Annotated in this window: 23 protein-coding genes, 2 pseudogenes and 1 other annotated feature; all 25 genes and pseudogenes read left to right on the forward strand. The window is 41.1% G+C overall.

The features are described 5' to 3' along the window. Positions 1-21: 21 nt before the first annotated feature. The 25 genes and pseudogenes from spoVE (at position 22) to MUO14_RS22380 (ending at position 24,363) form a co-directional block, all read left to right on the forward strand. Positions 22-1,120 (forward strand): annotated as a pseudogene (gene spoVE, locus MUO14_RS22260) (stage V sporulation protein E). A 259-nt stretch (positions 1,121-1,379) separates the two neighbouring features. Next, the gene (locus MUO14_RS22265; protein ID WP_244752688.1) at positions 1,380-2,180 is read left to right on the forward strand and encodes a cell division protein FtsQ/DivIB; all 801 of its coding nucleotides are present in this window, start codon (positions 1,380-1,382) and stop codon (positions 2,178-2,180) included. Further along, the gene (locus MUO14_RS22270) at positions 2,164-2,865 is read left to right on the forward strand and encodes a DUF881 domain-containing protein (RefSeq protein ID WP_244752689.1); all 702 of its coding nucleotides are present in this window, start codon (positions 2,164-2,166) and stop codon (positions 2,863-2,865) included. The genes MUO14_RS22265 and MUO14_RS22270 overlap by 17 nt, the downstream gene beginning before the upstream one ends. Positions 2,866-2,870: 5 nt before the next feature. Next, positions 2,871-3,593 carry a DUF881 domain-containing protein gene (locus tag MUO14_RS22275; RefSeq protein WP_244752690.1) on the forward strand — a complete coding sequence of 241 codons (723 nt, stop codon included), beginning with the start codon at positions 2,871-2,873 and terminating at the stop codon, positions 3,591-3,593. 1 nt (position 3,594) lies between these two features. Further along, positions 3,595-3,951 carry a small basic family protein gene (locus tag MUO14_RS22280; protein WP_244755725.1) on the forward strand — a complete coding sequence of 119 codons (357 nt, stop codon included), beginning with the start codon at positions 3,595-3,597 and terminating at the stop codon, positions 3,949-3,951. A 179-nt stretch (positions 3,952-4,130) separates the two neighbouring features. After that, the gene (gene ftsA / locus MUO14_RS22285) at positions 4,131-5,423 is read left to right on the forward strand and encodes a cell division protein FtsA (RefSeq protein ID WP_244752691.1); all 1,293 of its coding nucleotides are present in this window, start codon (positions 4,131-4,133) and stop codon (positions 5,421-5,423) included. 74 nt (positions 5,424-5,497) lie between these two features. Continuing rightward, positions 5,498-6,652: a cell division protein FtsZ gene (gene ftsZ / locus MUO14_RS22290; RefSeq protein ID WP_244752692.1), complete on the forward strand. Its 1,155-nt coding sequence runs from the start codon at positions 5,498-5,500 to the stop codon at positions 6,650-6,652. A gap of 610 nt (positions 6,653-7,262) precedes the next feature. Then, positions 7,263-8,171: a sigma-E processing peptidase SpoIIGA gene (gene spoIIGA, locus MUO14_RS22295; RefSeq protein WP_255822214.1), complete on the forward strand. Its 909-nt coding sequence runs from the start codon at positions 7,263-7,265 to the stop codon at positions 8,169-8,171. Between the two features lie 19 nt (positions 8,172-8,190). After that, the gene (gene sigE, locus MUO14_RS22300) at positions 8,191-8,907 is read left to right on the forward strand and encodes an RNA polymerase sporulation sigma factor SigE (protein ID WP_244752694.1); all 717 of its coding nucleotides are present in this window, start codon (positions 8,191-8,193) and stop codon (positions 8,905-8,907) included. Between the two features lie 83 nt (positions 8,908-8,990). Further along, positions 8,991-9,770, forward strand: coding sequence for an RNA polymerase sporulation sigma factor SigG (sigG, locus tag MUO14_RS22305; protein WP_244752695.1), 780 nt, complete (start codon positions 8,991-8,993; stop codon positions 9,768-9,770). A 107-nt stretch (positions 9,771-9,877) separates the two neighbouring features. Next, the gene (locus tag MUO14_RS22310; protein WP_244752696.1) at positions 9,878-10,153 is read left to right on the forward strand and encodes a YlmC/YmxH family sporulation protein; all 276 of its coding nucleotides are present in this window, start codon (positions 9,878-9,880) and stop codon (positions 10,151-10,153) included. A 54-nt stretch (positions 10,154-10,207) separates the two neighbouring features. Further along, on the forward strand, positions 10,208-11,002 hold the full coding sequence (gene pgeF, locus MUO14_RS22315; RefSeq protein ID WP_244752697.1) for a peptidoglycan editing factor PgeF: 795 nt from the start codon (positions 10,208-10,210) through the stop codon (positions 11,000-11,002). Between the two features lie 26 nt (positions 11,003-11,028). Continuing rightward, positions 11,029-11,697: a YggS family pyridoxal phosphate-dependent enzyme gene (locus MUO14_RS22320; RefSeq protein ID WP_244752698.1), complete on the forward strand. Its 669-nt coding sequence runs from the start codon at positions 11,029-11,031 to the stop codon at positions 11,695-11,697. A gap of 24 nt (positions 11,698-11,721) precedes the next feature. Beyond that, on the forward strand, positions 11,722-12,180 hold the full coding sequence (locus tag MUO14_RS22325; RefSeq protein WP_244752699.1) for a cell division protein SepF: 459 nt from the start codon (positions 11,722-11,724) through the stop codon (positions 12,178-12,180). A gap of 3 nt (positions 12,181-12,183) precedes the next feature. Continuing rightward, positions 12,184-12,447 (forward strand): YggT family protein, encoded by a 264-nt coding sequence (locus MUO14_RS22330; protein WP_244752700.1) that lies wholly within the window; start codon positions 12,184-12,186, stop codon positions 12,445-12,447. Positions 12,448-12,531: 84 nt separating this feature from the next. Next, on the forward strand, positions 12,532-13,305 hold the full coding sequence (locus MUO14_RS22335; RefSeq protein WP_244752701.1) for a YlmH family RNA-binding protein: 774 nt from the start codon (positions 12,532-12,534) through the stop codon (positions 13,303-13,305). An 89-nt stretch (positions 13,306-13,394) separates the two neighbouring features. Then, positions 13,395-13,910: a DivIVA domain-containing protein gene (locus MUO14_RS22340; protein ID WP_244752702.1), complete on the forward strand. Its 516-nt coding sequence runs from the start codon at positions 13,395-13,397 to the stop codon at positions 13,908-13,910. Positions 13,911-13,956: 46 nt separating this feature from the next. After that, positions 13,957-14,178: a binding site (T-box leader), on the forward strand. A 43-nt stretch (positions 14,179-14,221) separates the two neighbouring features. Continuing rightward, complete coding sequence (ileS, locus tag MUO14_RS22345; protein WP_244752703.1) at positions 14,222-16,972, forward strand: isoleucine--tRNA ligase; 2,751 nt, start codon at positions 14,222-14,224, stop codon at positions 16,970-16,972. A gap of 203 nt (positions 16,973-17,175) precedes the next feature. After that, entirely contained in the window at positions 17,176-17,412 is a 237-nt protein-coding gene (locus MUO14_RS22350; RefSeq protein WP_244752704.1) for a hypothetical protein, read from the forward strand. Further along, positions 17,399-17,959, forward strand: a complete 561-nt coding sequence (locus MUO14_RS22355; RefSeq protein WP_244752705.1) for a hypothetical protein — start codon at positions 17,399-17,401, stop codon at positions 17,957-17,959. Before MUO14_RS22350 ends, MUO14_RS22355 begins: the two co-directional genes overlap by 14 nt. Positions 17,960-18,489: 530 nt before the next feature. Next, entirely contained in the window at positions 18,490-19,698 is a 1,209-nt protein-coding gene (locus tag MUO14_RS22360) for a Bcr/CflA family efflux MFS transporter (RefSeq protein ID WP_244752706.1), read from the forward strand. A gap of 954 nt (positions 19,699-20,652) precedes the next feature. After that, positions 20,653-21,126 (forward strand): signal peptidase II, encoded by a 474-nt coding sequence (gene lspA, locus MUO14_RS22365; protein ID WP_244752707.1) that lies wholly within the window; start codon positions 20,653-20,655, stop codon positions 21,124-21,126. Beyond that, positions 21,123-22,030: pseudogene (locus MUO14_RS22370) on the forward strand (RluA family pseudouridine synthase). Before lspA ends, MUO14_RS22370 begins: the two are co-directional and overlap by 4 nt. A gap of 166 nt (positions 22,031-22,196) precedes the next feature. Next, a complete protein-coding gene (gene pyrR / locus MUO14_RS22375) occupies positions 22,197-22,739 on the forward strand; it encodes a bifunctional pyr operon transcriptional regulator/uracil phosphoribosyltransferase PyrR (RefSeq protein WP_244752708.1) in 543 nt (180 codons plus the stop codon). Between the two features lie 241 nt (positions 22,740-22,980). Then, on the forward strand, positions 22,981-24,363 hold the full coding sequence (locus tag MUO14_RS22380) for a solute carrier family 23 protein (protein WP_244752709.1): 1,383 nt from the start codon (positions 22,981-22,983) through the stop codon (positions 24,361-24,363). Positions 24,364-24,385: the final 22 nt, after the last annotated feature.

Raw genomic sequence — 24,385 nt, forward strand, 5'->3', positions numbered from 1 at the left:
TATGGGAGGTAGGGCTTTTTTATGGATAAAGTTGAAAAAAAGCCAGACGTATGGCTGACATGTACCATTCTTAGTATATTAATTATTGGCATTATTATGGTGTACAGTTCCTCAAGCATATGGTCAGAGTATAAATTTGATGACTCATGGTTTTATGCTAAGAGACAAATATTATTCGCTGTACTTGGTCTAGCGGCAATGACTTTCTTATCACGTATTCCTTATTATTTCTGGTTTAAGCATGCGAAGTGGATTGCCATTATTTGTTTGGTGTTTTTAATCGCTGTCTTAATCCCGGGGATAGGTATGGTTCGTGGGGGGCAAGAAGCTGGATTGGGATCGGCATGTTCAGTATTCAGCCCTCTGAATTTATGAAGCTAGGACTGATAATATTTTTAGCAAGGTTCTTATCGGTAAGACAAAAGAAAATAGTTTCCTTCCAAGAAGGCTTTCTTCCAGGGCTAGCCCTTATTCTTGTACCTTTTGCCCTCATTATGTTGCAGCCTGATTTAGGGACAGGCGTCGTGATGGTAACAACATGTCTTGTGATGATGTTCACGGCAGGGGCGCGGATCGGCCACTTTATGTGGATTGCTGCGGCTGGAGCCGCTGGTATGGTTGGATTAATTGCGTCAGCCCCCTACCGAATTAAGCGAATCACATCCTTTTTGCATCCTTGGGAGGACCCGCTCGGAAGCGGGTTCCAAATTATTCAGTCGCTATATGCGATTGGTCCAGGTGGCTTACTTGGACTTGGGTTAGGAAACAGTATGCAAAAGTTCTTTTATTTACCTGAACCACAAACAGATTTTATTTTTGCCGTCTTAGCAGAAGAGTTAGGATTCATCGGGGGCAGCGTGGTTCTCATTCTATTCTTCATTTTGCTGTGGCGAGGGGTACGTGCCAGTTTATATGCCCGGATTTATTTGGAAGCTTGCTGGCGCTTGGTATTGTCGGAATGATTTCGATTCAGGTGATGATCAACGTAAGTGTTGTAACAGGGTTTATACCAGTTACCGGGATCACTCTTCCACTGATAAGTTATGGAGGCTCCTCTTTAACCTTAACCCTGGCCTCACTTGGGCTGCTTCTAAGTGTCAGTCGATATTCATCAAAATGATACAAACGTAACCGTACAGGTCTATACCCTGTACGGTTTTTAATCTTTTTCAAAAGGTTATTCACAGTGGAATCCGTCCGATGTTAAACTAGTATTAATAGTCCTGAATAAAGCTGAAATAATTGCAAACTAGTTTTTAATTCGCATAGGGTTATGTGATATAATGGGAGTTGCAGAAAGTATAGAATAGGTTTACTTTATCAACTGTAGTTTCCTGCAGTGAAGCTTTCGCACATGGTAGCAAGGAGACATGCCCATTATGGAAGAAAAAAAGAAAGTTGTTTCCATAGAAGACCGAATTCCCAAATTAAAACAAATTAGAAAAAAGAAAGCCAATAGACGATTAGTTCAATACTTGACTATATTATTTTTGTTAATTGCTATTGTCGTTTATTTACAATCTCCTCTTAGTCACATTCGAACGGTTGATATAGAAGGGGATCGTCATGTTGAGGCCGATGAAATCAAAGAACTTTCCGGCATTATGGAAAATACAAATTTCTGGAAAATTGACCCTGAAAAGGTGGAAAGAAAGATCGGTTCACACAATCAGATTACAGGGGTAGAAGTCAGTCGGGAATTACCAAGTACCATCCATATTGAAGTAGAAGAAGCCGAACGAATTGGATATGTTCAAATCAATGGACAGTATCAACCTATTTTAGAAAATGGGACCCGATTGGACGTAGAAATGAATTTACCAGGTGGAGATGCACCGATTTTGAAAGGCTTTACAAAGTTAACGTATTTAAAAGAAATGTCTAAAGAATTAAAAGAATTACCGAACAGTGTGGCTCGTTTGATCTCCGAAATTCATTGGACTCCAGAAGAGGACAATCCTTATTTGATTACTCTATATATGAATGATGGGTATGAAGTACAAGCCTCCCTTCGAACCTTCTCTAGTAAGATGCCTGCCTATCCTTCTATTGTGTCACAACTAAGCGAGGATCAGGAAGGAATCATACATATAGATGTAGGGACTTATTTTGAAGCCTATCCGACCGAGGAGAACAAGGAAGAATCAGCTGAGGAGAATGGCAATGAGAATCAGGGGTAAATCGCTGCTGCTTTCTCTCGTTTTACTCCTTACAGGCTTTTTAGTTGCCTATAGCTATCAACAAACAAAAAACGAACCACAAATGGTTCAGCTAAATGACACGCAATGGGAAAAAGAATATTTTTATCAGCAAAAGTTGTTAGAAATAGAACAAAGGAATAAGCAGCTGAGGGATGAACTGCGAGAAAAGCGCGGTCAGATTCAACAGTTCGAAAGCAATTTAGCTGAATCAGAACAAATGGTCGTCGATTATGTTGAGAAGAAGAAAGAACTACAGCTGTTAGCGGGAGAATTACCGGTGAAAGGCCCAGGAGTGAAGGTGACCCTTAGCGATGCCCAATATGTACCTGAAAAAGACAATATCAATAATTATATTGTCCATGAAAGCCATATCCACCTTGTAATCAATGAACTGCTGAGTGCCGGAGCAAAAGCTGTCTCGATAAACGGTCAGCGTTACTTCAGAGACAGCTATATATCCTGTACAGGCCCAGTCGTTACGGTAGATGGCATCAAACATTCTGCCCCATTTGTCATCTCTGCGATTGGTGATTCTCACGTTTTATACTCAAGCCTTGATTTAACGCGCGGAGTCATCGATCAATTGGAAAATAAACATGTGGACGTTCAGCTGATGAAAGACGGGGAAGTTAAGATGGAAGCAAGATTGACATCTGAAAGGTGAGCCACATGAGTAAACGGACAACATGGATAATATCATTCATTTTTTTAGTCATTGGATTTATGATTGCCATCCAATTTCAAACGACCAATGCAGGACCTGCAAAGGATAGAGAAACGAGAGATGAATGGGAAATAAGAGAGGCCATAGAAAGTCAGCAAGGTCAACAACAGGAGTTTTTAACAAAAGTTTCCAAAGCTGATCAAACGATTGAAAATTACCAACAGCAGAGTAAACAACAGAAAATAGAAACACTTAAAGCTTCAATTAGTTCATTAGAACGAAAGGCTGGGTTAACGGAACAAACGGGAGCCGGAATCATGATAGAGGTTGTGCCAATTTTCGTAGAAAGTGATGAGGTACAAACCTACCCATCGATTTCACCGCAGCTATTGAGCCGATTAATAAACGATTTGAATGAGTTTGGAGCAGATGAGATCGCTATCGGAAGTGAACGGGTGACGAATTTGTCCCCAGTAAGAGGTGTGAACGGCTATACTTATGTAAATAACAGGCCTTTGCCTCCGCTTCCTGTGAAGATCACTGCTCTTGCCGATAATCCAAAAAAACTTTCTGATTATATTGAAGTGAGTCAGTCTAATGATTACTTTGCTATTGAAAATTTAGACCTTCGAATAGAAATAAGGCAAGACATTACTTTGCCTAAATTTGAGGATCCTTTACATTTGGAAGTTTTACAAGAAGCAGAAATGGAAAAGACAGATGAATAAGATGTGGCTTCCAGTGTTGTTTTTAGTTATTGGGATCACTGTTGGTTTGTTGACAGATTTGCGCGTTCCGGAAGAATATACCAAATACCTGTCTATTGCTGTTTTGGCTGCATTTGATACACTATTAGGAGGGGTTCGTGCAAACTTAGAGAAAATATTTGATGAAACAGTATTTGTGACGGGTTTTTTCGCAAATGTCACTTTGGCTGCGCTTCTAGCCTTTCTAGGAGTACAATTAGGAGTGGATTTATACCTTGCGGCTGTCTTTGCATTTGGTGTGCGGTTGTTTCAGAATATAGCCACCATCAGAAGACACGTGATTGACCAACGGCTGATCACTCGAAAATTTGAGAAATAAAAAGGGATTCAATAAAATCTGTGGAATGCAATAAGTATACTACTTTTTTCTAAAAATAAGCTCATTTAATTACGCAAGTTATCATTTCATTTACGTTTATGTTGCAAGGATTGTTTTTTGATAGTAAATTCGATATGATTTGAGTACTTATATGGCTTGTTACAGGAGGTGCGTCACTGGTGAATCAAAATGAAATATTAGTAAGCTTAGATATAGGAACGAGTCGAATTAAAGTCATTATTGGAGAAGTGATGAATGATTCTCTAAATATAATTGGTGTGGGATCATCCAAATCAAATGGTATGAAAAAAGGTGCCATTGTTGATATTGATCAAACGGTTCATTCAATTAAATCTGCAGTAGAACAAGCAGAACGAATGGTAGATATGAAGGTTGACCGTGTCGTTGTTGGTGTCAATGGTAATCATGTCCAACTTCAGCCGTGTCATGGTGTTGTAGCTGTTTCAAGTGAGTCGCGGGAGATTGGTGATGAGGATATAACGAGAGTAATTGATGCTGCTCAGGTGGTCTCTGTACCTCCTGAACGTGAAATTATCGATGTAATCCCGCAGCAGTTTATCGTTGACGGACAAGATGAAATCACAGATCCAAGGGGAATGATCGGTGTTCGTCTAGAAATGGAAGGCATGATTATTACATGTGCTAAAACCGTTTTACATAATACATTAAAATGTGTTGAACGAGCCGGTCTAGAGGTACTGGATGTATGCCTGCAGCCGCTCGCTACAGGAACCATTTCCCTGTCTATGGATGAAACGAATTTGGGTGTCGCGTTAGTTGATGTAGGCGGCGGTTCTACAACAGTGTCTATTTTTGAAGAAGGACACTTAAAAGGGACAAGCATGCTGCCGTATGGCGGAGATAACCTTACGAAGGACTTGTCCATTGGGTTAAGAACTTCTACCGAAGAAGCTGAGAAAGTAAAAATCGATCATGGTCATGCTTTTTTTGATGATGCAAATGAGGAAGAGACTTTTTCTGTCACGATTATTGGAAGTAATCGCGAACAATCATTCAATCAACTGCAAATCTCTGATATGATTGAAGCAAGGTTGGAAGAAGTCCTTGTTTTTGCTGCACAAGAGCTGCAGCGTATGGGTGTAAGAGAGTTACCAGGAGGCTTTGTGCTTACTGGCGGAGCGATGAATATGCCTGGTGTCTTGGAGTTGGCACAGGATGTTTTTCATTCAAATGTCCGTTTAGCGATTCCAGATTATATTGGAGTGCGTGAACCGCAATATACAAGTGGTGTCGGAATATTGCAATTCGCTTACCGTAATGCGAAAATACAAGGGAAAGAGTTATTTCCCTCTGTTTCTATGAGTTATGAACAACCTGCTCCTAAAAAACAGAAGCGGTCAGTGAAGCAGCCAAAAGAAGAAACGGAAAAACCGGAAAAAAAGAAAAAAGAGTCAGGTTTCCAAAACCTATTAAAGTACTTTTTTGATTAATGGAACAAGAAATGATCGATGGGAACGTTCAACATAGTAAATCTTGTAATCTTGTGTATTAGGAGGAACGGAAGATGTTAGATTTTGATACGAGTATGGATTCACTAGCAACAATCAAAGTAATTGGTGTTGGCGGCGGCGGAAGCAATGCCGTTAACCGAATGATCGAGCATGGTGTTCAAGGAGTAGAGTTTATAGCAGTCAACACAGACGCACAGGCTTTGAATCTATCAAAAGCTGAAGTGAAAATGCAGATTGGCGGGAAACTAACCCGTGGACTTGGCGCTGGGGCTAACCCGGAAGTAGGGCGTAAAGCAGCAGAAGAAAGTAAAGAACAGCTAGAAGAAGCACTGCAAGGGGCCGATATGGTCTTTGTAACAGCTGGAATGGGCGGAGGTACCGGTACAGGTGCCGCACCTGTCATAGCTCAAGTAGCGAAAGAAATAGGGGCATTAACTGTAGGCATTGTTACTCGTCCGTTTACATTTGAGGGGCGCAAGCGTGCTACGCAGGCTACAGGTGGAATTGAAGGACTAAAAGGCAGTGTGGATACGTTAATCGTCATTCCAAACGACCGTTTGTTGGAAATCGTTGACAAAAACACACCGATGCTTGAGGCCTTCCGTGAAGCAGATAATGTGCTGCGTCAAGGTGTACAAGGGATCTCAGAATTAATTGCGGTTCCTGGTCTTATTAACGTTGACTTTGCCGATGTAAAAACAATCATGGTTGATAAAGGTTCTGCACTGATGGGAATAGGCATTGCCACAGGTGAGAGCCGTGCAGCAGAAGCAGCTAAGAAAGCTATCTCTTCTCCGTTGCTTGAGACATCTATCGATGGTGCCCACGGTGTACTTATGAATATCAGTGGTGGAGCAAACTTGAGTCTTTATGAGGTTCAAGAGGCTGCAGATATTGTAACCTCTGCTGCAGATGAAGAGGTAAACGTGATCTTTGGTTCCGTCATTAATGAGAATCTTAAAGATGAAATTGTTGTAACAGTTATTGCAACTGGGTTCGATGAGGCACAACTTGCCGAGGCTCAGAAAAAACCTCGTGGCAGTATGATGAATCAAACGAAGCCAGCTCCGCAAGAGCGTGTACGTGAAGAACAACCTCAGCAGTCACGTCGGGAGACTTCACATCAAGCACCACCTAAGCAAACTCCACAAGAAGAAGACACACTAGATATTCCAACGTTTTTACGTAATCGTAATCGTCGTAGATAAAGTAAGTTTGAGAACCGCTGTCCTGAAAGGGGCAGCGGTTTTTTGTCGTCCAGGAAATTATAAAATAATTGCATATGGATAAGCTCACATGAAGTTAGCCACATCCAGCTCCAGCGCGCAAGACACGAAAGACTAGTCAATCGCCACCGTGGCCCCACAGGACGTGGGGTAGTTCGGCGTTGAAACAGGACGTTTCGGTTTTAGCCGAACTTCCACTGTCGTGTCTACCGGGGCGCCCCGCGCTTTTGTTCTAGTTAAGGAAGCTAAAATAACTACACAGCAGTCATTTTGTTATGGGCATTTACTGGAAATGTGCAATTAATCGCTGATACATGCAATTAATTGATTTTTTGTGCAATTAACTATAATTTTGCGCAATTAATTTGTCGTAAATAAAGTTGGCCACAATATTGTTTACATAATATAATTACTGCGCACTTAATCGCTATGATTGTTCCATATCCTCTCTTATAATCACACTTAAACTTTCTCGAAAAACACTAGACAGAATCTAACAAAACTAGCTTGGAATCCGTTCATAATCTGACAGACTTTTTACATAGACAGGCATTATACTGACTAGTAAATAAATAAGAGAGGAGAGGGGAGGATTTACCTTGATGCTGTATGGACATTAAATGTATTCATGGATGGAATGATTTTATACTTAACTCAAGGGCTAACAAGGGCGAAGACTACGAATAAAAGGCTGTTTGCGGCAGCACTTTTTGCTTCATGTATTGTGCCGATAACGGTGTTAATGCCGAACGTGTGGTTAACTTCAGCTATTGGGAAGTTATTCTTTTCGCTTATTATCATTTATATTGCATTCTCTGTTAAGTCTATTCAATCTTTTTTAATCCAATGGTTGACGTTTTATTTTGTAACCTTTGCTATTGGCGGGGGACTGCTGGGAATTCACTTTTTTCTAAACAGTCATATCGAATTCGATGGAAGCAGTATGATTACCTTTTCTTCAGGTTATGGGGACCCTGTTAGCTGGGTGTTTGTGTGTGTAGGCTTTCCTGTGTCATGGGTATTTACAAAGTGGCGTATGGAGCAAGTTCAGGCTCACCAGATGAAGGTTGAGGATTTATACAATGTCACGATACGTTTTAACGGGAAAAAGGTGGACTGCACTGGTTTAGTGGATAGTGGAAATCAGCTGATCGATCCTATTAGTAAGAAGATGGTTTTTTTAGCTGACCTTCACGTTTGGCGGCAGCTTCTTCCGGATCAGGAACTGGAATTTCTCAAGTCAGATCAAGTTTATGATCACTTGGAGGATTTATCTCCTGCCATCCAATCAGCACTAAGGATCGTTCCCTTTCAAGGGGCAGGTTCACTGGGGCAGCTTATGGTTACGTTTACCGTCGAATCCATTACTATTCATACAAAAGATGGACAGCTAAAGGTAGATCGGCCGCTCCTAGGTATTCAACATCATGATTTGACACATGATCAAATGTATCAAATTTTAATTCATCCACATGCTTCGTTAAAAGGAATTACGGCATAGTGAAGGGGGAAGAAATCAAATGAAGTGGAAGTTTAGACTAAAACTATGGATTTATAAATTATTAATCAAGCTAGGCATTAAGCAAAAAGAAATTTATTACATTGGCGGAAGTGAGGCATTGCCACCGCCGCTATCACGGGAAGAGGAAAAAGAATTACTCGAGCTTTTGCCAAAAGGGGATAAGGCTGCACGTGCGATGCTGATCGAACGAAACTTACGTCTTGTCGTCTACATTGCTCGCAAATTTGAAAACACCGGGCTGAATATAGAGGATTTAATCAGTATAGGTACGATCGGTCTAATCAAGGCCGTCAACACCTTTGATCCGGAGAAAAAGATCAAGCTTGCGACTTATGCTTCAAGATGTATCGAAAATGAAATTCTTATGCATCTTCGCAAAAGCAACAAGTTGAAAACGGAAGTATCTTTTGATGAGCCATTAAATGTCGACTGGGATGGGAATGAGCTTCTGCTTTCAGATATTCTTGGTACAGAGGAAGATTTAATCACCAAAGGGATGGAAAAGAAAGTAGACAAAACGCTACTTAAGTCCGCACTTCAGCATCTCAATGATCGTGAGAAAGAAATTATGGAGCTTCGGTTTGGTTTAATCGGAAAAAAAGAAAAAACTCAAAAAGATGTCGCCGATATGATGGGGATCTCTCAGTCCTATATATCAAGGCTTGAGAAGAAAATCATCCGTCGTTTACAAAGGGAATTTGATAAAATGGTGTAAATTTTCTTCCATGTGGTCATGCATAATTTTTCCTTCCAAGGAGATACTGAAAACTGATATCAGCTTCTTGGGAGGGTCTTACATTGACACGTCATAAAGTAGTAATATGTGGTGTAGATACATCAAAGCTTCCTGTACTTAAAAATAAAGAAATGCGGGCCCTGTTTGAACGAATGCAAAGTGGAGATGAGTTTGCTCGTGAAGATCTTGTTAACGGAAATTTGAGACTCGTCTTATCAGTCATTCAACGGTTTAATAATCGCGGCGAATATGGGGATGACTTGTTCCAGGTTGGCTGCATAGGATTGATGAAATCGATTGATAATTTTGACCTTGGTCATAATGTGAAATTTTCTACCTATGCTGTTCCAATGATCATCGGTGAAATCCGCCGTTACTTACGGGACAATAATCCAATTCGTGTCTCTCGCTCGCTACGGGATACGGCGTACAAAGCTCTACAAATGCGCGAAAAAATAATAAGTGAAACATCAAAGGATCCCGCTCCTAGCGAGATTGCTGAGAAGATGGGTGTTCCTCATGAAGATGTGGTATTTGCTATGGATGCTATTCAAGATCCCGTTTCATTATTTGAGCCGATTTACAATGATGGCGGTGATCCTATTTTTGTTGTCGATCAGTTGAAGGATGATCGCGAGAAAGATTCGAATTGGTTGGACGAGCTGTCATTAAGAGAAGGTATGAAAAAACTTAATGATCGAGAAAAAATGATCCTAACGAAACGATTCTTTCAAGGAAAAACACAAATGGAAGTTGCAGATGAAATAGGGATATCACAAGCTCAAGTTTCAAGGCTTGAGAAAGCAGCTATTAAAGAAATGAATTCATCCATGTTTCAATAAGTTCAAGGCAAAACGCCGCTTGCAATTTTATGCAAGCGGCGTTTTCTTGTTGTTAAAAGAAAGTGTTCCGCTTCTTCTGCATATACTCTACAAAGGAGTGGTTAACGATGAAAATATCTGAACTGCAAATGAAGGATGTCATTGCAATGGAAACAGGGGAACGCCTTGGGTATATATCTGATTTAGATATCGACACACAAAGGGGTCAATTGAAAGGATTGGTCATTACGTTAAAAGGAAAGGCAATGGGCCTATTTGGCAAAGACGAAGAGATCGTCATTCCTTGGAACCAAATTGTAAATATAGGGGCCGACGTTATTTTAGTGAAAAAGTCGGGTTATAGTGGAGTCTTATTGGAAGAGAAGTCAAAATCTCACGAATAAGTTAGGAAAAAGCGTGAATGGTGTGGTAAAATGGAGGGAAATTGAGGTGGTAGAATGACCGAGCCCTTCAAACACAAGTCGCCAAGACGAATGATGTGTTTAGGTGAATACAGTGTTATAGCAGGAATAACAACAAGACAGAACGGGTATAGTGAAGTGCCATATGATTCATTGAATATGGGATTACATGTAGAAGATTGTAAAGGTCATGTGATTCGTAATCGTGAAGCACTCGCAGATGAATTGCAAATCCCTTTAAACCAATGGGTGATGGCTGAACAAGTTCACGGTACAGATATACATGTTGTAAAGAAAGATGATGGGGGAAGAGGAGCCTTCGATAAAAATAAGGCAATAGCAGATGCAGATGGCCTAATAACGAATCAAAAAAATATGCTTTTGACAGCCTTTTATGCAGACTGTGTCCCCCTTCTCTTTTTTGATCCTAAGGCTCAATGGATTGGTCTTGCCCATGCTGGATGGAAAGGCACGGTTCACGGAATGGCGGAAAAAATGATCAATAAACTCATGGAACAAGGCGCGTCTGTTGACGACATGATCATGGTTATCGGCCCATCGATTAGTGAACGAAATTATGAGGTAGACCAGCATGTAATGGATCATATTCCCGAAGTGTATAAAGAGGAAGTGAGTACCTCTAAAATGGGGAATAAATATTTACTGGATTTGAAAGAATTGAACAAGCGATTAGCTCTAGATGCTGGATTAAATGAATCCCACATTCATAAAACTAACTTATGTACATTTGAAGAGGACAAACTATTTTACTCCCATCGACGTGACCAGGGGCGAACAGGCAGAATGCTCACTTATATCGGTCTAGAGTAGTTCGAGAAAGGAGAAACGATACATATATGACAGTAGCAGACAATCTAACACAAATGATGGAAACAATCGAAGACGCATGTCGCAGCTGTGGCCGTGACAAAGATGAGATTACCATTGTAGCTGTAACTAAGTATGTGACTGTGGAAAGGACCAAAGAAGCTCTTGAAGCCGGGATTAAGGATCTCGGAGAAAACCGTAAAGAGGGGTTTTTAGAAAAATACGAGCGCATTGGAAACGGGGCGAATTGGCATTTTATCGGTTCCCTGCAATCCCGAAAAGTGAAAGATGTTATTGATAAAGTCGATATGATCCATTCCTTGGATAGAAAATCGTTAGCTAAAGAGATTAACAAACGTGCTGAACGCCCCGTCCCTTGTTTTATCCAAGTAAATGCAAGCGGCGAAGAAAGCAAGCATGGACTTTCACCGGAAGAGGTTGAAGCTTTTGTAGATACTCTGAAAGCTTTTGAGCATGTGAAAGTTGTCGGTTTAATGACAATGGCGCCTCACGTTGACCAGGAAGAAGAATTAAGAGCCGTGTTCAGAAAACTCCGCGCCTTGCGTGATCGTATTCGGGACAAGCAGCTGCCACATGCTCCATGTGAATACCTGTCAATGGGAATGAGCAACGATTATGGAATAGCTATTGAAGAGGGTGCTACACATATTCGAGTCGGTTCAAGTCTTGTAGGATAATAAATTAATCTAGAGGTGGTTAGAATGGGTATGAAAAATAAACTAAAATCATTTTTTACACTCGAAGATGAATATGAATACATTGAAGAAGATAGAATGGATAGCGAAGAAGAGCAAGAGGAAGATGTTGCCCCTATGCAAAAAAATAAGCAGCGTCATGAAGGAAATGTCGTAAGCTTAAAGAGTGCGAAGTCTTCATCTAAAATGGTCCTAAGTGAACCGAAGAATTACAATGAAGCCCAGGAAATAGCGGATCAGCTCGTCAATCGGAAAGCGGTTGTGATTAATCTGCAGCGTGTGGATCATGCTCAAGCAAAGCGAATTGTGGATTTTCTAAGTGGTACCGTTTATGCTATAGGGGGAGACATTCAAAAGCTTGGCTCCCAAACATTTCTTTGTACACCGGACAATGTGGAAATTTCTGGTTCAATTTCGGAGATGTTAATGACTGAAGATGATGAAGATATGAGTAGAAGGTGGTAAACGATGGTTGAGTTGCTTAATGTCTTGCTTTTTGCGATCAATATTTATAGCTGGCTCTTAATTATTTACATTCTTTTATCATGGTTCCCCGGCGCAAGAGAATCAAGCTTCGGTGAGATCCTTAGTAAAATGTGTGAACCATTTTTAGAGCCGTTTCGAAAAATTATTCCGCCACTCGGAATGATTGACTTGTCTCCGCTCGTTGCCATTTTTGTTCTTCGTTTTGCAGGAGAAGGTCTTCGGGTTCTGTTTCAAATGATGTTATAACCGAATGGGAACAGGTTAGATGCTAGCCGTAAGCAGCCAGCCTCTCATCTGTTCTTTTTTTGTCGAGACTTGGGGGTTGAATCCATGGATATTTATCAGCATTTTAGAGAAGAGGAACGCCCGTTTATTGAACAAGTGCTGTCCTGGCAAAGCGATGTTGACATGCGTTTTGAGCGTAAGGAAAGTGATTTTCTAAACCCAAGAGAGCAGCAGATCGTTCGTGCTGTCATGGGGACCGATCCTGATCTGAAGTGGGAGTTGTATGGCGGCCCAAATGACCCTGAAAGAAAAAGAGCGATCATTGCACCAGAATATGAGGAGATAACAGAGCAGGATTTTAGTGTTGTTCTGCTGGAAGCAACGTACCCTGATAAATTTGTTGCGCTAGAGCATAGAGATGTGCTCGGAGCTTTTATGTCACTAGGGATTCGCAGGGAAAAGCTTGGCGATTTAATTGTCCAAGATGGGATGATTCATATCGTTGTGGCCTCAGAAATCAGTGATTACATACGGATGAATTTTACCGGAATTAAGAAAGTAAATGTAAGTTTTCAGGAAAAGCCGCTTCCATCGTTAATGAAAAGTAAGGAAGTGTGGCAAACAAAGGATTCTACTTTAAGTTCATTACGACTTGACGTACTCGTGAAAGAAATTTACGGTGTCTCAAGAAAAAATGCCGCCATGTATGTTGATGCAGGACAGGTGAAAGTTAACTTTAAAACGGTAGAAAACCCTTCTTTTCTATTAGAAACTGGTGACATACTCTCCGTTAGAGGAAAAGGCAGAAGCAGACTTGATCGAATAAACGGAATGACGAAGAAAGAAAAGTATCGTGTGACGACTTCTAAGTTAAATTAATTGGTTTAATTTAGAGGAATTACACAAGGTTATGTCGAAAGAAGTAAATAACTGCTAAATGTATTGACACTTTTAAGGAGGTGGCCGGTGTGCCTTTAACACCACTTGATATTCATAATAAAGAGTTTGCACGAGGATTTAGAGGGTATGATGAAGATGATGTCAATGAATTTCTCGATCAAGTGATTAAAGATTACGAGATTGTCATCCGTAAGAAAAAAGATCTCGAACGTGAAGTCGAGCAAATGAATGAACGCTTAGGACATTTTAATACAATTGAAACCACTTTGAATAAATCGATTCTGGTTGCCCAGGAAACAGCTGAAGAAGTAAAGAATAGTGCGACGAAAGAGTCTAAGCTTATCGTGAAAGAAGCTGAGAAGAATGCGGATCGCATCATTAATGAGGCACTTGAGAAATCCCGTCGTATTTCAATCGAAGTGGAAGAAATGAAAAAGCAGGCCAAAGTGTTCAAAATGAGACTGCGCATGCTCGTTGAGGCTCAAGTTGATATGATCGATAACGATGATTGGGATCATCTCTTTGAAACAGAGTTCGATGAAGAAATCGACTTGAAAGAGGAACTCGCAAATCATAACACTTGACTGAATCGCTATGATTACATATAATGCATAAGCATAAATAAATAATGATAAAACGTTGACAGGGAAAGTACAGAGAGAATAGCCAGGATAGCGATTCGGTGATGGTGGAAGACCGAAGCTTACCTCTTCTGGAAGATCCCCCTTGAGTTGCTACGTCGAACCTTATGTAGTAGATGTAGTCGAGTCATTCACGATACGAATAAGATAAGTGATTTAGCATGGATTGCTAATTTATTAGGGTGGTAACGCGAGTCTTCTCGTCCCTTTTTGGGGGAGGGAAGGCTTTTTTTATTCGAAAAGGAGGAACACCGATGAACTACAAGGAAACACTATTAATGCCTAAAACCGGATTTCCGATGCGGGGCAATTTACCGAATCGTGAACCGGAAATGCAAAAGACTTGGGAAGACTTAGATATTTATCAAGCAGTACAGAAACGGACGGAAGGACGTCCGTTGTTTGTCTTGCATGATGGGCCGCCGTATGCCAATGGAAGTTTACACATGGGGCATGCTTTAAATAAATCGTTAAAAGACTTTATCGTTCGTTATAAATCAATGGCGGGTTACCATGCTCCCTATGTACCTGGCTGGGATACACACGGGCTGCCGATAGAATCTGCATTAGCTAAGAAAAAAGTAGATCGTAAAAAAATGTCAGTTGCTGAGTTTCGCCAGCGCTGCGCAGAGTATGCTCTAGGACAAATCGATAATCAACGTAATGAATTTAAGCGGATGGGTGTTCGTGGTGATTGGGATAACCCGTATATTACGCTTAATAAGGATTATGAAGCAGAGCAAATTAAAGTATTTGGCGATATGGCTAAGAAGGGATACATTTACAAAGGGCTTAAGCCTGTCTTTTGGTCCCCCTCTTCTGAATCAGCATTAGCGGAAGCAGAAATTGAATACCAAGATAAACGTTCCCCGTCCATTTATGTAGCATTTGAAGTAGAAGATGGGAAAGATTTGCTTGAAGGCGACGAGAAATTTATCATTTGGACGACAACCCCTTGGACGATTCCATCTAACTTGGGAATTGCCTTAAATCCAGGCTATGACTATGTCGTAGTGCAAGTGGCAAATGAGAAGTTTATTATCGCCCATGATTTACTAGATACCGTTGCTGAAAAGCTTGAATGGTCAGATTATAAAGTAACGAAAGTATTCAAAGGAAAAGAAGCCGATCGATTGACAGCTAAGCATCCACTATATGATCGCAAATCACTTGTTGTTCTGGGTGATCATGTGACCGTAGATGGCGGTACAGGGTGTGTTCATACAGCACCGGGCCACGGGGAAGATGACTTCTGGATCGGCCAGCAGTACGGTCTTGATGTTCTTTGCCCTGTTGATCATAAGGGAGTGTTTACAGAGGAAGCACCTGGATATGAGGGGCTGTTTTATGATAAAGCGAATAAACCGATTTCCGATGAGTTGAAGGAAGCGGGCGCTCTACTCAGCCTTGAATTCATTACTCACTCGTATCCGCACGACTGGCGGACGAAAAAGCCGACGATCTTCCGGGCTACGGATCAGTGGTTTGCTTCGATTAAAGATTTCCGGGAAGAACTTCTTGATGAAATCAATCAAGTGGAATGGACGCCAAAATGGGGAGAAACCCGCTTGTATAATATGGTTCGTGACCGCCAAGACTGGTGTATTTCACGTCAGCGAACGTGGGGCGTACCGATTCCTGTCTTTTATGCTGAGAACGGGACTCCGATCATAACCGATGAAACCATTTCACATGTTTCGGAGCTGTTCCGCGAACATGGTTCAAATGTTTGGTTTGAGCGTGAAGCTAAAGACTTGCTGCCGGATGGGTTTACTTCTGAACACAGTCCAAATGGCGAGTTTACAAAAGAAACCGATATTATGGATGTATGGTTTGATTCAGGGTCATCACACCAGGGGGTACTTCATCAGAGAGAGGGCTTAAATCGCCCAGCTGACCTTTACCTTGAAGGATCTGACCAGTACAGAGGCTGGTTTAACTCATCCTTATCTACGTCTGTTGCCGTTACAGGCAAGGCTCCATTTAAAGGTATTCTAAGCCACGGATTTGCTCTTGACGGTAAAGGGCGTAAGATGAGTAAGTCACTCGGAAACGTCATTATTCCTGATAAAGTGATGAAGCAGCTTGGTGCGGATATTATCCGCCTATGGGTTTCCTCAGCAGACTATCAAGCTGATGTGCGTATTTCCGACGATATTTTGAAACAGGTAGCAGAAGTCTATCGTAAAATTCGTAATACATTCCGCTTCCTGCTTGGGAATTTGCACGACTTTGATCCAAATACCGACATGGTCGAAGATAAAGACTTACAAGAAGTCGATCAGTATATGCTGCATCAGCTGAATACGCTTGTTGCTGATGTCCGCAAATCCTATGATGACTATGAATTCTCTATCGTTTATAACAAAGTCCACAACTTCTGTACGATTGATTTGAGCTCTTTCTATCTTGATTTTGCAAAAGATATTCTTTATATTGAAGCGAAGGATCATCCGTACCGTCGCAGCATCCAAACGGTTTATTATAAGATTTTAACGTCACTTGTCAAGTTGATGTCACCAATTATTCCTCATACCACTGAGGAGGTATGGAGCTATATTCCAGGTGTCGAAACGGTAAGTGTCCAACTGACAGATATGCCGGAAGCCGACAATAAAGTTGATGCGGCACTTGTAGGAAAATGGGATCACTTTATGGATGTTCGCGATGATGTATTAAAGGCACTTGAAGTGGCCCGTAATGAAAAAGTAATCGGGAAGTCACTTGAGGCCAGAGTCACACTAGTTCCTAAAGATGATAAAACTCGCGACGTATTAACGAGCATTGATCATATCCATCAGCTGTTGATCGTTTCAGATGCAACAGTCGCATCAGAAGCGAACGATGCGAAGCCTTATGATCATGTCGATGTTGAGGTTGCGAAGCATTCTGGTGAAAAATGTGAACGTTGCTGGGTGTCTTCAGATAATATTGGAAAAGATGACGATCATCCAGAGTTATGTGTGCGTTGTGCAACGGTTGTAAAAGAACATTATGAAATTTAAAAAGGGAGGCGTCGCTTAGTTAAGCGGCGTTTTCGTTTTACTTTGCTTATTTAATGTTCGTGTAAACATGACATAGGACAAATCTTATGATTGTAAGGACAAACTCTTTATAGTAAAAAAGAAAAATCAATCTGACTTCTCAATTATTAAAATGTATTGTATTATATAAATATAAATTTCTAAAGGAAGGTGGTATGAGGTGAATGAGAACAATAACCCTTGAGAAAATTGACAACAACATTAATGAAAACCGCACACGTGCTAATGCAATTATTCGCACGTCCTCTCGAACTCTCTGCCGTAAAAAAAAATCTCGCACCCGTACACCCGGAGAAGTAAAAGCCTTAAATGAAATATCTATTGCCAGGTGGCAGAAAGCTGTAAGAGCAGGCAAGGTAAAGAAATTAGGCAAGAGGTCTATGTATTATGACTACAGTTGAGGACCTTCAGGAAGCGCTCACTTATCTTAAAGATAGACCAAAGTTTGAGCGTCAACTCGAATTCACTGCACTTTTAACAGAGTATTTTAAATGTAAAGGAATCAAACCTATTGTTGTAGGTGGTCTATCCGTTGAAATATATACACGGAATGACTACCATACTCACGATATTGACCTTGTAAGTGATGGCTGGAATCTATATAACGATCTTCTAACCAAACTAGGGTTTACCCGTACAGAACGAGAGTGGTATCATGTTGAATCGGAAATGGCTATAGAGGTCCCTTCCAACAACCTTGAAGGTAGTCTTGATCATGTATTTGAATTAGTTCTCCCTAATGGTAAAACTCTCTATATTATCGGGATAGAGGATATCATTATTCATCGTATAGAGGGGATTGCTTTCACTCTAAAGTATCCTAAAGAAGATGAAGACTATGAATGGGCCTATAGAATGTTCCTCATACATAAAAATGATTTGGATCTGGACTATTTGGTTGAGCAAGCTAGGAAGTTGAATATATACCACCTAATAGAAGAATGGTGAATAAGCTGGAAGCCGCATGGTTCGGTTGGAAATGTTGTGGAAAATGGTAATAGCATATGATAAAAAAGCGAAACTCTTTTATCTGAGTTTCGCTTTTTTATACACTTTACGTAACTTCTTATGAATCGACTATGATAAGATATCAATATTAAAGGGAATGATAATTATTTCTGCGATATCAACTTCAAAAATAGCGATTGGAATTGTACTTTTTATTTTCGCTGTTTTTTAATCCATAAACAAAGGCTATGCGATGACATATACACCTAATATAACGAAAGGGCTAATGGAATCGGTTGTTTCCTATTATCCTTTTTGTTTTAATTGAAAGAAGCGAACGACAGGTGTACAGCTATCTAATCTTGATCTTTAAAAAGGTGAATCAATAAATGTTTAGCTTGCGGAGTACTGGTATGTTTCTTAAACAACTTGCTTGTCTATTGCAACCGAATTAAGTAAAACTTCGAAGGAGGGAGGTTGTATCAAACGACTGTAAAAAAAGAGTTAGTTAGGAAAGGTGTTTGAGATTGATGTTACATAATCCAACAGGAAAAGAACGTTTAGGATTGGCCTTTCTACTCGGCATGCTTGGTGTATTAGGCCCGCTTAATATTGATATGTATTTACCAAGTTTCCCTGGGATTGCCGAGGACTTAGGGGCTAGCGCTTCACTAGTACAGCTCAGTTTAACGGCCTGTTTAATTGGCCTTGCGGTCGGTCAAATCGTTGTTGGACCGATCAGTGATGCACAGGGCAGAAAGAAACCCTTATTGATATTCATTTCGTTATTTGCGTTATCATCCCTTTTCTGTGCCCTAGCACCGAATATTATTACATTAGTAGCAGCCCGCTTTCTCCAAGGTTTCACGGCTTCAGCAGGAGTAGTTCTTTCTCGTGCAGTGGTGCGTGATGTGTTTAGCGGTAGAGAACTTACGAAATTCTTCGCGCTTTTAATGGTCATCAATGCAACTGCCCCAATGATTGCACCAATGGCTGGTGGAGCTATCTTACTCTTGCCATTTGCAACCTGGCATACAATTTTTTACTTTTTAGGTTTCCTAGGACTTATCATTGTTTTAGTTATTGCGTTAAAATTAACCGAAACATTGCCGATGGAGAGGCGCATCCCGAGTTCGATTGGAAATTCGTTTCGTACTATTGGCAGCTTGTTAAAGGATCGTTCTTTTATTGGCTACGCCCTGACAATCGGGTTCATTCACGGAGGGAGCTTTGCTTATGTATCAGGAACTCCTTTTGTGTACCAGGGGATCTATGATGTGTCGCCACAAGTCTTTAGTATTCTATTTGGCATTAATGGCTTAGCTATAATTACCGGGAGTTTTATCATCGGACGCTTGGGTGGAATCATACATGAAAGAAGCTTGCTTCGAACTGCTGTAATTATTGCTGTAAGTGCAACTTCAATACTTCTAATCATGACGATTATTGAAGGGCCATTAGCCACTCTTGTGATCCCTATATTTATTTACATGACCTCTATGGGAATGATTCTGACAAGTACCTTCACGCTGGCGATGGAAAAACAAGGACATCGAGCAGGAAGTGCAAGTGCTGTGTTAGGTATGCTTCCGTTACTATTCGGCTCCATGGTCTCTCCTCTTGTTGGGATTGACGAGACGACAGCTGTACCGATGGGGGCAACATTATTCATTACCTCTTTCATTGGTTCTATAACCTTTTTTAAATTAACAGCGAAGAATCAAGTGGAAGAAGCTTAAGCCCCCTACTGCTTTCAATATTAGTCTAGCCTGCTTTTAATACAAGAGGAAGGTCGATTGAGAATAGGGGGCGCATTATGGATTTTTTGAATTGGTATGATTGGATTCAACCGACTAACCCTTATGCTTCAGTATTTTTTGGAGTTATTTTCACTATTCTAATGGGGTTAATTGTGTGGTTTGATACGAGGAAATTTAGAACACTTATTTGTATAATAGCAGGGGGTTAAGTTTTACCGTCGTTGGCGTTATAATCTTAAACGCTGTCGGCTATTATGGATAATTAGTTCTAAAAAGAGTTAAGCGAAATGCACTTAAATGATAAACGGCGAATGTCTTCGTTGCTCGGTTTTTCCGGTCCTCACGTAGGAAAATCATAAGCTGTGGTCCTCAAAACTTTCGCGCCTCGAGCTTCTTGTTTCTAATTTGGCAACTTTTTGAACACGCACTCTAAGGAATTTTTTGAGTGAAGTTAATAAGAAGATCTAATGGGGGCACAACCTTATAAGTTCTTTAGCAGCTTTATTAATTATCTTGCTAGCAGTTGTTGTTGATTTCTTCTGGATTGATGTGGATCGAAAACGCTGGGGGTGGATGAAGAATTGATCTAAGTTTCATAAGGTATTATTTTTCTCAGGATTCATCGCTGTCTCTGTTATCATTTATATAGGATTAAGTCTAGAATATATATAGACTCGAGACATTATCAATGATAATGTCTTTTTCTAACATCTTACCTAAAGGTTACTTAAATAGCCTAGATCAATTAAAATTATAGTCACAATCCGAGTATAATCATCATGTTAACAGAACCTACCACGCCTCTTAACAATGCTGACCAAGGTGGGTCTTTTTGATTTAAGGAGCACTTATGCGCGTAAGGTCTAAGCCCCGCTCCGCTTTTCTTAAATTTGTGGTACAATAGCATAGGAAATTGATACTTGGGGGAAGTTTATGTACATATATTATTTGATTGCTGCTGCGATCATCATTGTAGATCAAATTACTAAATGGATTGTTGTCCAAACAATGGAGATACGTGAATCGATTCCCGTGATTGAGAATGTATTTTACATTACCTCACATCGGAATCGCGGAGCGGCTTGGGGCATTCTTGAGGGGCAAATGTGGTTCTTCTATATTGTGACTGTCATTGTTGTTGGTATCCTTATTTATTATATGAGGCAGTATGCCAGACAGAGCCGCTTCGTTGGTGTAGCCCTTGCATTCATACTTGCCGGTGCGATCGGGAACTTTATTGACCGCTTATTTCGTAAAGAGGTCGTTGATTTTCTTGATGTTTACATTGGAAGTTATAACTACCCGATCTTTAATGTGGCGGATTCATCCCTTGTTATAGGGGTTATTTTTGTGTTGATTGCTACATTTGTTGATGAACGCCGCAAGAAAAAGGAGAGTAAAGCATGAATGAACAATATCAAGCAAAAGATACCGATCAATTCAAACGTGTTGATAAATTGCTAGCTGACATCATTGAGGATGCTTCCCGTTCCCAAGTACAAGGCTGGCTAAAAGAAAACCTCGTTCTAGTAAATGATGAAGTTGTAAAAAGCAACTACAAGGTTCAAGTGGGTGATACTGTCACATGGACGATCCCGAACCTAAGCCGCTCGAGCTAAAGGCAGAGAATATCGATCTTGATGTCGTTTACGAGGATCGTGACGTTATTGTTGTAAATAAACCTTCTGGCATGGTTGTTCACCCAGCTGCAGGGCATGAGGACGGGACGCTCGTTAATGCTCTTTTGTATCATTGTAACGATTTATCGGGTATAAATGGAGTGGAGCGGCCAGGAATTGTTCATCGTATAGATAAGGATACAAGCGGCCTGCTTATGGTGGCGAAGAATGATCGAGCCCATGAATCGCTTGTCGCACAACTTATGGAGAAATCAGTGGAACGCAAATATATAGCGATTGTCCATGGCTCTATTGCCCACGAATATGGAACGATTGATGCACCAATTGGACGTGATACGAAAGACCGTCAACGTATGGCTGTAGTTGATGAAGGACGTGATGCCGTTACACATTTTAGGGTTCTTGATCATTTTCCTGAGTTTACCCTTGTGGAATGCACGCTTGAGACAGGAAGAACGCATCAAATCCGTGTTCATATGCGTTACATTAATCATCCTCTGGCTGGTGATCCTAAGTACGGCCCTCGGAAAACCCTTGATTTAGATGGACAGGCGCTTCATGCTAAATCATTAGGGTTTGAACATCCTACTACAGGAAAGTGGCTGAAATTCGAAGTTGAACCGCCTGAAGATTTTACAGAAACGATTCAATATCTTAAGAATAGAAGTTGACAAAACTCATCATCTTTGCAATAATCATTAGTAGAATAAAAAAGTCCTTTAAAGATAGTCCCGTGAGGCTAGAAAGGTGTTCGGAAACACAAGACATTTTTGTGTGCCTAAGTCCTTTTCTGCCTTCATGTGGAAAAGGGCTTTTGCTATGTATAGGGGTGAAAGCATGGAAAGAAAAGCAACTGTACTGGATGATGCAGCGATTCGTCGTGCGCTTACTAGAATCTCACATGAAATCATTGAGAAAAATAAAGGCGTTGAAGATATCGTGCTGGTCGGCATTAAAACACGTGGAGCTCCTATAGCTGATCGTTTAAAATCAAAGATCGAGAGCATTGAAGGGGAGAAGATCCCTGGCGGTGAACTTGATATAACTCTCTATCGTGATGATTTATCAAAAAAGGGCAGTCAAGTTGACCCAGATGTTAGAGAGACAAAGATCGAAGCAGATATATCGAATAAGAAAGTCATCTTAGTTGATGACGTGCTTTATACAGGTCGCACGGTGCGGGCCGCAATGGACGCCCTTATGGACCATGGAAGACCGTCACAAATACAGTTAGCTGTACTCGTTGATCGCGGCCACCGCGAGCTGCCAATACGTGCTGATTATGTAGGGAAAAACGTTCCAACCTCGTTAAATGAGGTTGTGACAGTAGCTTTGTCAGAGACTGATGAGGCTGATGAAGTGTTTATTTCTGAAAAGTAAATACCGTTACACCTTTAAATCAAGTCCCGTGAGGCTTAAAAGGTCGTAAGTGCAGTACGCGTCCACCAAGATGCGTCTACCTCTTTGCGTACCTTTAAGCAAAGAGTTTTTTTTATGAGAAAAACAGAGCGGGTATGCCCGTAGCAGCTAGGCAGAGAAACAGCGGAAAAGCCCGTTTAGCTATCACCCAATCATCGTGCAGAATGGAAGACACCGAAGAGCAAAAAGAGGAGGAGATTGCATGAAATCAACAGAAGCAGCAATCGGAATAAGAGAAATACCTAAAGCACACAAATGGCTTACCTTAAGCATACAACATTTATTCGCCATGTTTGGCGCGACCATTCTTGTGCCCTTTTTAACTGGGTTATCACCAGCTGTCGCCTTAGTTTCAAGCGGTTTTGGAACATTGGCTTATCTCCTCATTACACGCGGGCGCATTCCGGCTTATTTAGGATCAAGCTTTGCTTTTATCTATCCGATTGTTGAAGTATCGAAAACGAGTGGTGTAGCTGGAGCAATGATCGGGAGCTTTTTAGCGGGGCTTGTTTACGGGGTGATTGCCTTACTGATCACAATGTTTGGTCTGAATTGGCTGCTGAAGCTGTTACCCCCGGTTGTGGTAGGACCGGTGATCATCGTTATTGGTTTAGGGCTGGCTTCAACGGCTATCGATATGGCAATGTACTTGCCGGGTGAGGAACAAGTGTATAGTGCGACACATTTCACAGTAGCGCTCGTAACGTTAGGAATTACCATCCTTGCAACGGTTTTCTTGAGAGGATTTTTAAGCTTACTTCCTATCCTTTTCGGAATCATTGGCGGCTATGTATTTGCCCTTACTCAGGGCATTGTCGATACAACTGAAATTCAAGCAGAATGGCAAAACATAATTTCTGCCGGATCAATCGGCGGTTTCATGCAGGCCCTGTTCCACATGCCAGAATTTCTTATCCCATTTAAAGATTTTTCACCAACAGAAGTATTTAGCTGGCATATCGTCTTTATCATGGTACCTTTTGCCCTCGTGACGATAACCGAGCATATTGGTGATCAAATGGTATTATCCAAGGTGGTTGGCAACAACTTCTTAAAAGACCCCGGCCTTAATCGGTCGATTATGGGGGATGGAGTAGCGACAATGATTGCCTCTTTCTTAGGAGGTCCTCCAAATACGACGTATGGTGAAAATATCGGTGTGCTAGCCATTACGAAAGTGTACAGCGTGTTTGTGATCGGCGGTGCAGCCGTGGTAGCGATCTTCTTTGGATTTATGGGGATGAGCACGGCGATCATTGGCTCGATACCATCGGCTGTCATGGGCGGGGTTTCCATTCTATTATTCGGAACAATCGCTTCAAGCGGTCTGCGCATGTTAATTGATAATCAAGTAGATTTTGGAGAAAAACGAAATTTAATTATTGCCTCCGTCATCCTTGTTCTTGGAGTAGGCGGGGCGTTTATCCAAGTAACCGATGATGTACAAATTGCAGGCATGGCTCTGGCAGCGATTGTAGGGGTGCTTTTAAACCTCATCCTTCCAGGAAAAGAAAAGAGTCAAGGGAATGGTCGTATGTTTGAAGCAACGGAGATGGATGAACAGCAAAATGATGGAGCAGCATAATCTAAACCTATACACGTTTTAA

It is taken from the genome of Halobacillus shinanisalinarum, assembly GCF_022919835.1.
Lineage (GTDB): Bacteria > Bacillota > Bacilli > Bacillales > Halobacillaceae > Halobacillus_A > Halobacillus_A shinanisalinarum.